The organism is Massilia sp. DJPM01, assembly GCF_030348125.1.
In the GTDB taxonomy this organism is placed as follows: Bacteria; Pseudomonadota; Gammaproteobacteria; order Burkholderiales; family Burkholderiaceae_D; genus Telluria_A; species Telluria_A frigida.
Genome location: NZ_JAQOZV010000002.1, coordinates 47,420 through 60,842 on the forward strand (window position 1 = coordinate 47,420; position 13,423 = coordinate 60,842).

At 63.5% G+C, this 13,423-nt stretch carries 9 protein-coding genes; 5 read left to right on the forward strand and 4 right to left on the reverse strand.

Going from position 1 to position 13,423, the window contains the following annotated elements; genetic code table 11:
• Positions 1 to 95 precede the first annotated feature (95 nt).
• Positions 96 to 3,947 (reverse strand): M48 family metallopeptidase, encoded by a 3,852-nt coding sequence (locus PO883_RS01610; RefSeq protein WP_289308205.1) that lies wholly within the window; start codon positions 3,945 to 3,947, stop codon positions 96 to 98.
• Between the two features lie 161 nt (positions 3,948 to 4,108).
• Between PO883_RS01610 and PO883_RS01615 the strand changes: the two genes are divergently transcribed.
• The 5 genes from PO883_RS01615 (at position 4,109) to PO883_RS01635 (ending at position 7,758) form a co-directional block, all read left to right on the forward strand.
• A complete protein-coding gene (locus PO883_RS01615) occupies positions 4,109 to 4,504 on the forward strand; it encodes an MAPEG family protein (RefSeq protein ID WP_289308206.1) in 396 nt (131 codons plus the stop codon).
• A 374-nt stretch (positions 4,505 to 4,878) separates the two neighbouring features.
• A complete protein-coding gene (locus tag PO883_RS01620; RefSeq protein WP_289308207.1) occupies positions 4,879 to 5,295 on the forward strand; it encodes a hypothetical protein in 417 nt (138 codons plus the stop codon).
• Between the two features lie 170 nt (positions 5,296 to 5,465).
• Positions 5,466 to 6,332, forward strand: coding sequence for a site-specific integrase (locus tag PO883_RS01625; protein WP_289308208.1), 867 nt, complete (start codon positions 5,466 to 5,468; stop codon positions 6,330 to 6,332).
• A gap of 8 nt (positions 6,333 to 6,340) precedes the next feature.
• Positions 6,341 to 7,522 (forward strand): IS91 family transposase, encoded by a 1,182-nt coding sequence (locus PO883_RS01630; RefSeq protein ID WP_289308209.1) that lies wholly within the window; start codon positions 6,341 to 6,343, stop codon positions 7,520 to 7,522.
• On the forward strand, positions 7,519 to 7,758 hold the full coding sequence (locus PO883_RS01635; RefSeq protein ID WP_289308210.1) for a hypothetical protein: 240 nt from the start codon (positions 7,519 to 7,521) through the stop codon (positions 7,756 to 7,758). Before PO883_RS01630 ends, PO883_RS01635 begins: the two co-directional genes overlap by 4 nt.
• A gap of 294 nt (positions 7,759 to 8,052) precedes the next feature.
• On the opposite strand, the gene PO883_RS01640 is transcribed toward PO883_RS01635, so the two are convergent.
• The 3 genes from PO883_RS01640 to hppD form a co-directional block, all read right to left on the reverse strand.
• Positions 8,053 to 8,454 (reverse strand): DUF3224 domain-containing protein, encoded by a 402-nt coding sequence (locus tag PO883_RS01640; RefSeq protein WP_289308211.1) that lies wholly within the window; start codon positions 8,452 to 8,454, stop codon positions 8,053 to 8,055.
• A 124-nt stretch (positions 8,455 to 8,578) separates the two neighbouring features.
• A complete protein-coding gene (locus PO883_RS01645; RefSeq protein ID WP_289308212.1) occupies positions 8,579 to 12,151 on the reverse strand; it encodes an indolepyruvate ferredoxin oxidoreductase family protein in 3,573 nt (1,190 codons plus the stop codon).
• A 35-nt stretch (positions 12,152 to 12,186) separates the two neighbouring features.
• Positions 12,187 to 13,308: a 4-hydroxyphenylpyruvate dioxygenase gene (hppD, locus tag PO883_RS01650; RefSeq protein WP_289308213.1), complete on the reverse strand. Its 1,122-nt coding sequence runs from the start codon at positions 13,306 to 13,308 to the stop codon at positions 12,187 to 12,189.
• Positions 13,309 to 13,423: the final 115 nt, after the last annotated feature.

The following is a 13,423-nucleotide window of genomic DNA, read 5'->3' on the forward strand; positions in this document are numbered from 1 at the left end:
CCGGCAAAGTTGTCAATACGGGGCGCACGGTGCGCGCGAACCGGAAATTATAGTCGGCTTTGCGCGCCCCGGTATTGGCACTGCCGCCGCAGTGCTTATGCCTTGAAGTACGGCCGCTCCGATATGAACAGCAGGCGCTTGACCGCCACGCGCCATGCGGCTGGCGCCTTCTCGCCCAACAGCACCAGTCCGGCGCTGTAGACTTGGGCGAGCGCCTCCGGATCGCCGGTCTCGAGCCGGCGTTCGGCCACACGCGGGTCCTGGCCGGCGGCGATGCTGTCGAAGAAGGCCAGCATTTTCTCCTGGTAGGGCCCTGCGACAGTGCGCGTCGCTTCACGGTAAGGCCCTGCGTCGTAGCCATGCCTGGTCGCCAGCGCCAGTCCGACCCAGATGGTGCCCGCGTCCATGCCTTGCCCAAACGGCAGTGCCATGGCGCGTTTGATCAAGCCGGCATCGGCGCCGTCCGAGGCTGCCGCCAGGCGCAGGATGTGCATCGCGCGCGCCGGATCGAGCGCGGGCATATCGCTTGCCTCGTTGAGGCGCCCGGTTGACAACACCCGGTATGCCCGCAACGGCGAATCTTGCGCCTGCGCTCCCTTCTCGACCTCCAGCAGGTACTGCAGACGGCGCGACTTGTTTTCCAGTTCGGCCAGATCGGCACCCGGGTCCAGCATGCGCCGCACGCGCGCCAGGTTGATGGCCGCGTCGTCGGCCATGGCAGGAACGGTGCGCACCAGTTGTTCCAGCGCGGGCACCGCGCCGGCGAAGTCCTTGGCCTGCATCTTGTCAAACGCGCTCCAGCGCGCCAGCCACGCGCTCCCGGGCCAGCGCTCGCGCGCCTGCGCCATCTCGCGTTTTACGTTGGCGCCTTTGTCGCGGCAGCGCAGCGCGAGGTATCTGAGATCGCCATCATCAAGCTGCGCAGCCGATTGCGCAGCCAGTTCAGCACACAGGGCAGGCTTGCGCGCGGCGCTGGCTTCGTCCATGTCGATGCGGCGCAGGAGCACGTCGCGTGGAGCGTTTTTCAGGCGTTCCTCCAAAACGGAGCCAAACTCCGGGAACCTGCGCGCATACGCCAGCCAGGTTTCGGCGTCCACCGTAGCCAGGTCGTCCCAGCGCGCGTGCATCATGCCGAGGTGCTTGGCCTGGGCCTCGTCGGTGAGCAGCGCAAGCTGCGCTTGCGGGGCCGCGTCGGCCATGCCGTCCAACACGCTGCGCGCACTCCTGCCGCCCTTGCCGGAGATGGATTGCGGTGGCTTGGCGAACAGGAAGTCGACGTCGGTGTCGATCCAGCGCGGCGCACCGAGTACGGTCTCTGGAACCGGTTTGGCGTGGCCGTAAGTGGCTACCCAGCGCACCAGCGGCGCGGCCGAGGCCACGTTGTAGACCGGATGCCCGCCACGCTGTGAAACGGCATCGAAGATTTCGATCGGGCGCCCGTCGGCGCTACGCGTCTCGACATGGTGCTTGCCCAGCATCGGCACGCTCAGCTCCCGGTGCGCATGCGCCGGCACGCCCATCAGCTTGCCGTCGATATTCACGTTGACCGGCGCACCGAGGCCGTTGTACACCGTGATCACCGGATCGCTGCCGAAGGCCGACACGCCGCCTTTGGTGAACGAGCCGGCGCTCAGGACCGCGATCACGATCGACGCGGCGACCAGCAGGCGCGCGCCACCCGGCACGGCGCCGTCGGCCCGTTGGAAGCGCGCCCACCAGTCGAGTTCCTGTTGGCGCTTACGTTCGGCTCCCACCAGCAGCAAGGGGTACGAGGGCGGCACCTGCGATGGCAGCGGCGCAGCCACCATCGCTTCGTCGCCGCGCGAACAGCGCACGACCATGGTTTCGGTGACCAGCAATTCTTCGAGGGCATCTGCATGCAGCATGTCGAGCCAGCCAGACAGGGCGTTACTCCAGGCTTCGGAGTCGCGCATGAATTCGTTGATGTTCTCCGCGTGGGGCGGCGCCATCGAGTAGCCGCCCAGGGCCCTGCGCCAGTCGGTCTTCAGGCCGAGGCGCTGGCCGAAGCGCGGGTCGATGTGCACAAACGCTGATTCGCGGTGGATCTGGTCCATCACGTTATACAACTCGGCACCCTGCCTGACCACGCGTGCGACGCCGTCGGCGGTCACACGGCGCACCGCCGTGACGACCGCCGCTGCGTTATTGAGCATACCTTGCGCATCGTGCATGTCGGCCAGACGGTGTTCGGCGTAGTGCACCAGCGCTAACAGGCCGTCGAGATAGGCTTCCCAGCCACCACCCAACTGGCGTGCCATGTTCTGGTGCCAGCTGCGGCACAGCCAGTCGTGCCGGTGCAGGCGCGCGTTGACTTCCTCGATTTCCGCGCGCACCCGCTCCAGCGCGGCGGGCAGCTGCTTCTTGCTGAATTCTTCACCGCGCAGGCGCACCACACCCCCGGGCGCGGTCAGGTGGCCGGCGATGAGGGCGTCGAGCTGTCCGCGCTCGTCCTGCAGGGTGCGCAGCAGCTGCACGTCGTCCGTCAACGTGGCTGGGTACAGGCTCGCCAGCGTGTCCGGCGCGGCGGCGTAATTCCCGTCGCGCAGTTGCGACAAAGCCGACGCATGGCGGGTCAGCGGGCGGCCGAAATAGACGCCGCAGTAGCGGCGGTTGTACTGTTCGCGCTGGAACGGAAGCGCCAGCGTCTTGAGCGACTCTTCCAGGTCGACCGGCGTGGACCGGCTGTCGCCGAGCAAGCTACGCGTCATCTGTTCGCGCAGTGCGGATGGCTGCTCGAAGATCGTCCAGGCACTGGCCGGGTCGATTGGGGCCGCCACGTAAATGCGCTTGGCGTTCGCTTCGCGTTCGTGATTGAGCGGGTGGGTCCGCCACATTTTGGACGGCTGCGCCAGTTCGGCCTTGAACACGCGGTGCGCTTCGCGGCCTTGCTCGGGCAGCGGCGGCACCTCGGCGTAAGTGCGGTCGTTGAGGATGCTGCTCATGCGCTGCAGCAGGTGAGTCTGGACCGTGAACGCGTCGCGCGTGGTGCGCCCGGTGGCGTGTTCACGGTGGATGAACGACAGCGCGCGCGCCCAGACGTCGTCCGCGCCACGGGTGCGGTGCAGCGCGTGGATCAGGGCGTCGCTGCCGGTGAGCGACACAGCCACCAGGTCAGCCTGCATTTCCATCTCGCGCGACAGGGCGCGCTGCACCACCACCACCCGGAACACGGAGTCGACCAGCGAACGGATCGACCAGATGATCACCTGCAGCACGCCGACCGCCATGGCCAGGCGGAAGTCGATCCTGCCCACGCCGGCCAGGAACTCATCGAACTTGTCGCGCCGCGTGACCATGTGGCCGGCGATCTGCTGGGCCACGTAGACCCAGGGCCCGACCGCCATCGAACGCTGCGCGAAATGGCCGAATTCGTGCGCCAGCACGGCGCGCAGTTCGCCGCGCGAGAGCGTGTTCACCAGCGGCAGGCCGATTTCCAGATTCTTCTTGGACGGGAAAATCAGGTTGAACAGCGACAGGTCGTAGAACACCGCGGCGTTCACCTGCGCCGACAGGAACACCTTGTGCGGACGCGGCGCGCCGGCGGCGTCGGCCAGCTCGAACAGATAGGCGAACAGGCGCGGCTGGTCTTGCGCCGTGACTTCATGCAAGCCCTCGAACTTGGCGTTACGCACCGAGAAGATCGCCTTGAGCATCAGCACGCCGATGAACAGCGAACAGGCAGCCATGATGTAGGCGAAAATGCCCAGGTCGCTGCCGGCGCCGTCGACGAAGACTTGCCACGGGGTGTACATGAACCAGCCGGCCAGGCCGCAGTACATCGCGACGAACAGCAGCAAGCCGGCCACCGCGAGGCGCGCGCTGTTCTTGTAGGCGCGGCTCGGGGCGGTCAGGCGGGCCGCCAGTTCCGGGGACGGGGCGTTGATCGGGGCGTTGATGGCAGTCTCCTGGCGTTGAGGAAGGTGCAAAGATGCAAAACGTTCAATTTTAGAGGACAAAGACTGGAGGATTTTACCCAATTGCAATATTTATGCACAAAATGCAACGCCAAGCGTGCACGGCCTTGCGGTTTACTTTGTTAATCTGACTACATTGCCGGCAACCGTTGGCGTACAGAGGGAAATACACGATGACGACCGAACTGATGATCCTGGGATGGACCCTGGTGCTGGCGGTGGTGCAGATCATGCTGACCAGCGCGTTCCGGAACAAGGAAACCGGGATGGAGTACAACATGGGGCCGCGCGATGGCGGGGCGCCGCCGCTGCGGCCGGTGACGGCGCGCCTTCAGCGGGCGCAGGCCAATCTGTTCGAGACGCTGCCGCTGTTTGCGGCGGCCGTGCTGATTGCGCATGTGGGCGGGCGCGAGGGCGCCCTAACCTTGTGGGGTGCCTGGGCTTACCTGGTCGCGCGCGTGGTGTACGTGCCGCTGTACGCGGCCGGCATCCCGGTGCTGCGCTCGATCGTGTGGACGGTGTCGATGGTGGGGCTGGGGATGGTTTTGGTGGCGATCTTGATGCCGTAGGAAGCCGTCGTGACGGCCACGATATGCAAGAACCTCATTGGCGCCGGTGATGGTTCAGCGCTTACGCGCCGTAGCTGTAGCGGCTCGCGTTTGAACACGGCCATGCTCATTGAACGCCTTTCAGGCTCAAATTAAGTGTAAATGACGGAAGTGCCATGCTCACGCAATCTGCAAACGTGCTCGCAATCCACGGCGTCAGCTCGCATTCGACGACGGCGACGGCGTGCTCGCGCTAACTGCAAATGAATCACGCCTACGTTGACAGGCGGCTTCCGTCGCCCCTTACCGGACATTGCTATTGCTGGCATTCCGCTCGCATGACGATCCGTTCAATCATTCGTCTACAATAGGATTTTCCACCCATCGAAAATTTTATGGCCAGGTTAGATTTGAGCTGGTTTGACTCTCCGGAAGACGAGGCACAGCTACGGCGGCTAGACGAGCTCGTTGAAGGCCTTTCTTTTTTGAGGCCAACCCAACCAGACTTTAAAGAACTGTTATCGGTTTTTGAACGTTTTCCTTGCCACGACGGATTCGGCGTCTTCTGGGCCATCGTCCACTGCATTGAAAACTCTCAAGGTTACGAACCAGCTTTGCTGGAATCGGTCCGCCGAACTCCCTGTGACTTCAATCTAACGATGATAAATCGCATGTTGAACGGTGGCATCACCAATGTGGGACATGAATCGTTAATCGAACTTTTGCATACAGTAGCGGCATCTGAAAATGCCAGTGAGGCAGCGCGCGAGGCCGCAAAACACTTCATTGCCTACCAAAGTGCCAAGCTGTAGCAAGCCGAATCCAATGACCGCTCCTGGCCGATGGACTAAACCGCTCGCGCGGTAGTCGGACTTCGATGCAGCCTGTGGTCCCGCCGCAGCCCGGTTTCTGCTGCAAGATTGTAGCTGTTTCCTATGTTGGTTAGTGAGGCAATCGGCCTCATTCCAACAGGAGCAGTATCATGACCCAAGCCATTACCCCGTTGCGCCAGCGCATGATCGACGACATGCGCATGCGCAAGCTCGCACCCAAGACCCAGTCTGCATACCTGATGCACGTCCGGCGCCTGGCCGCCTTCCTGCACCGCCCACCCGACACCGCTACAAGTGAGGATCTGCGGCGATTTCAGTTGCATATGGTTGAGCAAGGCTTCACGTCAACCACCCTGAATGTGACGATCACCGGTTTGAAATTTTTCTTCGAGGTCACAGTTCACCATCCCGAACTGATGGCCAGGATGCATCCCGTGCCGGTTCCCCGCAAGCTCCCCCAGGTGCTCAGCCGCGACGAAGCCGCGCGCCTGATCGCCTCGGCATGCAGTCCCAAATACCGGGCGGCACTGTCGGTTGCCTACGGCGCGGGCCTGCGTGCGAGTGAAGTGATCGGGCTCAAGGTAACCGACGTCGACAGCGGGCGCATGGTCTTGCGCGTGGAACAAGGCAAAGGACACAAGGACCGCTATGCCATGCTGTCGCCGGTACTGCTCGACTGCCTGCGCGCCTGGTGGAGGACGGCACGCGCCGAAGGCAAGATCCTGCATGGAGGATGGCTGTTTCCGGGACAGAACCCCATCGACCCGCTCAGCACGCGACAGCTGAACCGCGCCATCCACGCGGCCGCCGACCTGGCACGGATCGACAAGCGCGTGTCCATGCACATCCTGCGCCACAGCTTCGCCACCCATCTGCTCGAACAGAAGGTCGATATCAGAGTGATCCAGACCCTGCTTGGCCACAAGCGGCTCGATACCACCGCGCTATACGCCCAGGTGGCCACCGATCTGCTGCGCGAAGTGATCAGTCCGCTCGACACCTTGCAGCCGGCATAGGGGGTGCCATGGAGCGCCCCGACCTGGAGGTCGCGGACATCTTCCGCGCCCACGGCCCGGCTTGGCGGCAAGCGCAACGCGGCCACCTGAGCCTGGGCCAGCTGAAGGTCATGTCGGCCATCGAGCAGTGCCGCAGCGCGGCGCTGGGAGGGCACGCGCTGCGCTGCGACGCCTGCGAACACGTCGACATTGCCTACAACTCTTGCCGCAACCGGCACTGCCCAAAGTGCCAGGCCAATGCCGCGCGCCGCTGGCTCGAAGCGCGCCGGAACGAGTTGCTGCCGGTCGAGTACTACCATGTCGTCTTCACCCTCCCGGCACCGGTCGCCGCGCTCGCGTGGTACAACAAGGCATTGATGTACCGCCTGTTGTTCGAGACGGCGGCGCAGACGCTGTGCACCATCGCTGCCGATCCCAAGCACCTCGGTGCCCGCATCGGTGCCACGCTGGTGCTGCACACATGGGGCTCGGCACTGACCCACCATCCGCATGTGCACGGAATCGTCCCCGGCGGCGGCCTGGCGCCGGACGGCACACGCTGGATCGCCTGCAGGCGAGGTTTCTTCCTGCCGGTGCGGGTGCTCTCGCGCTTGTTCCGGCGGCGCTTCCTGGATGCGCTGGCCGCAGCCCATCGCGCTGGCCAAATACGCTTGTTCGGGGAGTATGCGACGCTGGCGGAACCAAATGCCTTCGCGCGCTCGATGGCGCCGCTGCGACATTGCGAGTGGGTGGTCTACGCCAAGCGCCCGTTCGCCGGGCCCGAGGCAGTGCTGGCCTACCTGTCGCGCTACACGCACCGGGTCGCCATCTCAAACCGGCGCCTGGTGGCAATGGATGAGCGTGGCGTGACGTTTCGCTGGAAGGACTACCGTGCCAAGGACGCGATGCACAAGACGATGACGCTCGACGCTGGCGAGTTCATGCGCCGCTTCCTGCTGCATGTCTTGCCCACAGGTTTCCACCGGATCCGCCACTACGGGATCTTTGCAAACGCCGGACGCAAGGCCAACCTGGCGCTTGCGCGCGCACTACTGCATGTGCCGACGCCGGTGGCAGCAGCGCAGATTGCCGAGCCAATTGCGCCAACGTTCATCTGTCGGCATTGTGGCGCGCCGATGGCGATCACAGCTATCTTCTTGCCGATCCATCCGATTCCAGCACCACCACGACATCAAGGCGCTCCGCCATGAACCACGTCGCGCCCCCAATTTGCCAGCGCCCAGGTCGTCGGTCATGGCCGACGTGGGTTTGCTTTGCCTTCGGCACCATAACAGCTAACATCCAAGAGACCGAACCTGGTTCCGGCGTTCATATCACGATCGCTAAACGCCTCGCCGACGCCATCGACACCCGATCGGCCGCCTCAATCGACAGCCATCCGATCACCGGCACCATTCAAATCGCCATAGCCGGTGGCACAGCTTGACGACAACGACACATCCCGCGGTTTCCTCCTTCGCGGCTTGCCCAACGCCGGCCGGAGACGCTTGCGTGCATCAGTTTGGGTCTGTGACGGCGGCCGGCATCGGACAACCCTTAACGATAGCGGAAGTTGACTGTCGACGATTGTACCGTACAGGTACACCTAAACGGATCACTTGAGCGAGACGATGCTTTCGTCTCAACAGGGTTGTTTTTTTCCCGTTTTCGACATGGTAATTGCGACAGCGTCGAATGCGGGCATGGTTGGTGTCAAACGCCAGCCTCTACACGTAGCGAGTCACACCACATCCATCGTGTACTCAAGCTCGTAGTAATGCTTGCTGTCGACGATGTCGAGCTTGAACTTGCCCTGGATGCCGGACAGTCCGTCCGTTCCCGACCCGGGCACGATGCTGATCGATAGATGGCTGGCGCCGGCATGCATGGTGCCGGCGTGCTGCAACGCGAAGCTGCCGCTCATGCCGTCCAGGGTCCCGGTCACGTGTTCGATCGCCACATACCCCGCCGAACCGGCGGCCGGATTGCCGGCCGAGAGCATCTCGCCCTGGCCGATGCCGATCAAATCGCCGCTGTAGTATTTATCGATCAGCATGCGGCCGAGCGACACGCGGCCCGCTCCCTCCCCGGATGGCGGCGCCTGCATGGTGATCTCGAAGGTACCCTTGGCGGTGATGAACATGGTCGTCTGGCCTCGTCAATTGCGAAGCCCCCATGATACCCCGGATAAAAAAATGGCCCGCTTGGAGGCGGGCCATTCATCTGACACTAACAGGTGTTACGCCACCGGTCTACGCGACCCGGTCTTACGCGACCCGATGGATCTGGATCACGCCGTCCGGCGAGGCCGGCTTGCCGAAGGCCGCCAGCAGCGCGGCTTCCTTCTCCTTGGCCGCCTTCAGGTGACGCTCCTTCACATGTCCGTACCCGCGAATATCTTCAGGGATGCTGGCAATGGCCACCGCTTGCGACAAGGTCTCCGCGTTCAGCTTCGGCAGCAGGCCGCCGACCGTGTTGCGGTACTCGGTAATGAGCGCGCGTTCCATCTTGCGCTCCGCCGTGTAGCCGAAGATGTCGAGCGCGCCGCCACGCAAGCCCTTCATCTTGGCCATCAGGCCGAACGCCTTCATCATCCACGGGCCGAATTCCTGCTTGATCAGCTGGCCCTTGGAGTCGTGCTTGGCGAACAGCGGCGGCGCCAGGTGGAACTTGAGCTTGATGTCGCCCTCGAACATGCCCGCGATCTTTTCCTGGAAGGCGCCATTGGTGTACAGGCGCGCGACTTCATACTCGTCCTTGTACGCCATCAGCTTGTAGAAGTAGCGCGCGACCGCTTCGCTCAGGCGCGTGCCCTTGCCCAGCTTCGCTTCCTCGGCGCGTACCTGGTCGACGAAGGCCTTGTACTGGTTGGCGTAGGCGACATCCTGGTAAGCGGTCAGCAGTTCGATGCGCTTGTTGATGATCTCGTCCAGGCTTTGCGTGCGCTTGAATTCGATCACCTTGGCCGGGGTGGTCATTTTCACCAGCGACGGCAAATCGTGCGCCGCCGTGCGGCCCCAGGTAAAGGCGCTCTTGTTAAAGCCCACCGATACGTTGTTCAGTTCAATCGCCTTCATGATCGACGCTTCGCTCAAAGGCACCTGGCCTTTTTGCCACGCGTAGCCGAGCATGAACATATTGGTGGCGATCGAGTCGCCCATCAGCGCGGTGGCGATCTGGCCGGCGTCGACAAAGTCCACGCGCTCGGTGCCGCAGGCCTTGACGATCTCCGCTTGCGAGGACGCGCCCGGGAATTGCCAGTCCGGGTTCTTGACGAATGCCGCCGTCGAGGAACCGGTCGAATTGATCGCCGCGTAAGTGCGGCCTTCGCCCATGCGCGACAGGGCGTCGCGGCTGGCCGTGACGATCAGGTCGCAGCCGATCACCAGGTCGGCGCTGCCGGTGCCCACGCGGGTCGAATGCAAATCGGCCTGCTTGTCGGCCAGGCGCACGTGCGACATCACCGGGCCGCCCTTCTGGGCCAGTCCGCTCATGTCGAGCACAATGGCGCCCTTGCCTTCGACGTGGGCCGCCATCGCCAGGATCTGGCCGACGGTGACCACGCCGGTGCCGCCGATCCCGGTGATCAGGATGCCGTACGGCGCTGCCGTGCCCTTCAGCACAGGCGTCGGCAGCTGCGGCGGGGCCGCTTCGCCGGCGGCGGCTTTCTTCGGCTTCTTGAGCGAACCGCCTTCGACCGTGACAAAACTCGGGCAGAAACCCGTCACGCACGAGAAGTCCTTGTTGCAGGACGACTGGTTGATCTGGCGCTTGCGGCCCAGTTCCGTTTCCAGCGGTTCGACCGACAGGCAGTTCGACTGCACCGAGCAGTCGCCGCAGCCTTCGCACACAGCCTCGTTGATGACGGCGCGCTTGGCTGGATCCGGGTACTCGTTGCGTTTCCGGCGACGCCGCTTTTCGGACGCACAGGTCTGGTCGTAGATCATGGCAGACACGCCCGGCTTGTCGCGCAGTTCGCGCTGCACATCCATCAATTCGCTGCGGTGGCGCACGGTCACGCCTTCGGCCCACTTGTAGTCGGACGGGTATTTTTCCGGTTCGTCGGTGACGACGATGATCGGGCCCACGCCTTCGGCCGCGATCTGGCGGCTGATCATGCCCGGGTCGAGCGGACCGTCGAATTCCTGGCCGCCGGTCATCGCCACCGCGTCGTTGAACAGGATCTTGTAGGTGATGTTGACCTTGGCCGCCACCGCCGCGCGGATCGCCAGGATCCCCGAGTGGAAGTAGGTGCCGTCGCCCAGGTTGGTGAAGACGTGCTTCTCGTTGGTGAACGGCGCCTGGCCAACCCAGGTCACGCCTTCGGCTCCCATATGGGTGAAGGTCGAGGTTTCGCGGTCCATCCACAGCACCATGTAGTGGCAGCCGATGCCGGCCAGCGCGCGCGAGCCTTCCGGCACCTTGGTCGAGGAGTTGTGCGGGCAGCCAGAGCAGAAATACGGGGTGCGGTCGGTGTCCGGATTGGGCTTGGTGCTGACGTTTTTCAGTACCAGCTCTTTCGCTTCCAGGTACGCGATGCGTTCCTTGACGCGCTGCTCGACCGGATGGCCGGCGCAGTAGTGCGAAATGCGGCTGGCGATCGCGCGCGCGATCTGGGCCGGGTTGAGCTCATAGGTGGCCGGCAGCAGCCAGTCGCCGTGGCCGGTGCCGCCCTTGTTCGACCATTCGCCGGTGTCGTCGAATTTGCCGACCACGCGCGGACGCTGGCCATCCGGCAGGTTGTACAGTTCTTCCTTGAGCGCGTATTCCAGAATCTGGCGCTTCTCTTCGACCACCAGGATTTCGTCGAGGCCCTTGGCGAATTCGTGCACGCCTTCCGCTTCCAGCGGCCAGGTCATGCCGATTTTATACAGGCGGATGCCGATGTCGGCCGCTGCCTGCTCGTCGATGCCCAGGTCGGCCAGCGCCTGGCGCGTGTCCAGGTACGATTTGCCGGCGGTGATGATGCCGATCTTCGGCTTCGGGCTGTCCCAGATGATCTTATTGAGCTTGTTGGCGCGCGCGTAAGCCAGTGCCGCGTACCACTTGAAGCTGTTCATCCGCACTTCCATATCGAGCACGGTGTCGGGCCAGCGGATATTCAGGCCGCCCTCGGGCAGCACGAAGTCGGTCGGCAGTTCGATCTTGACCCGGTCCGGGTCGAAGTCGACCACGGCGCCGGACTCGATGATGTCGGTGACGCACTTCATCGATACCCACAAGCCGGTGTAGCGGCTCATGGCCCAGGCGTGCAAGCCGTAGTCGATGTATTCCTGCACCGAGGCCGGGTACAGCACCGGAATGCCGCAGGCGTTCAGGATATGGTCCGACTGGTGCGCGGTGGACGACGACTTGGCCGCGTGATCGTCGCCGGCCAGTACCAGCACGCCGCCATGCTTGGCGCTGCCGGCATTGTTGGCGTGCTTGAAGACGTCGCCGCAGCGGTCCACGCCGGGGCCTTTGCCGTACCACATCGAGAACACGCCGTCGTACTTGGCGTCCTTGAACAGGTTGGTTTGCTGGGTGCCCCAGACTGCGGTGGCGGCCAGGTCTTCGTTCATCCCGGGATGGAACTTGACGTGGTGGGCGTCGAGGTGCTTCTTGGCCTTGACCGCGGTCATGTCGACCGAGGTCACGGGCGAGCCACGGTAGCCGGTGATGTAACCGGCGGTGTTCAGGCCGGCCTTGAGGTCGCGTTCGCGCTGCATCATCGGCAGGCGGATCAGCGCCTGGGTGCCGGTCATGAAGGCGCGGCCGCGCTCCAGCGTCCATTTGTCGTCGAGCGAAATCTCGTGCGACGGCTCAGCGTCGAGCTGAGCCCGGTCTAGCGGTGCGTTCATTGTCTTTGTCTCCGTATATTCTTGTACGCCGCGCTTCAAGCCGCAGTCGTGTCCTGCAGCACGCCGCGCTTGATCTGGTCGAGTTCAATCGACTCGAACAGCGCGCGGAAATTGCCTTCGCCGAAGCCCTGGTCGCCCTTGCGCTGGATGATCTCGAAGAAGATCGGGCCGATCACCGTCTGGGTGAAAATCTGCAGCAGCAGTTCGCGTTCGGTTTCGTTGCTGTGGCCATCGATCAGGATGCGCAGGCGGCGCAGTTCTTCGAGGTTCTCGCCATGGCCCGGCAGGCGGCGGTTGATCAGCTCATAGTAGGTTTCGATCGTGTCCTGGAACACGATGCCGCTATTGCGCAGGCCCTGGACCGAGGTATAGATATGGTCGGTGCCGAGCGCGATGTGCTGGATGCCTTCGCCGTGGTAGGCGTCGAGGTATTCGGCGATCTGCGATTTGTCGTCCGACGATTCATTGATCGGAATCCGGATCTTGCCGCACGGGGAAGTCATGGCCTTCGATTTGAGGCCGGTCAGCTTGCCTTCGATGTCGAAGTAGCGCACTTCGCGGAAGTTGAACAGGTTCTCGTAGAACTCGGCCCATTCCTTCATGCGGCCACGGTGCACATTGTGGGTCAGGTGGTCGATGTAGGTCAGGCCGTTGCCGATCGGGTTGGCGATGGCGCCCGGGATGGCGACGAAGTCGACGTCATAGATGCTGATGTCGCCGATGGTGCCCGGCGCCGAACCGGCGTTGGCGCCCTTGCCGCGCCAGCGGTCGACGAAGTACAGCAGCGAATCGCCCACGCCCTTGATGGCGGGGATGTTCAGCTCCATCGGGCCGGTCTTGTTGTCGAAGCCCCAGGCGCCCAGTTCGAGCGCGCGGCGGTAAGCCATGGCCGCGTCGTCGACGCGGATCGCGATGGCGCACACCGACGGGCCGTGGGTGCGCGCGAAACGCTGCGCGAACGAGTCTTTTTCGGCGTTGATGATGAAGTTGATCTCGCCCTGGCGGTACAAGGTCACGTCCTTGTGGCGGTGGCGCGCGATGGCGGTGAAGCCCATCTGCTCGAACAGGGCGCCGAGCGCTTTCGGATCCGGCGCCGCATACTCGACGAACTCGAATCCATCGGTCCCCATCGGGTTTTCCCAAGGCGTAAATTGCATGACAGTCTCCTATTTTAATAGGGCACAGTATAGTCCTGCGGCATCGGCATTAAATTTCAAACACTGCCCCACGCACGGCGATTTGAGCAATAATATTGCGTTGAAATGCCGCTTT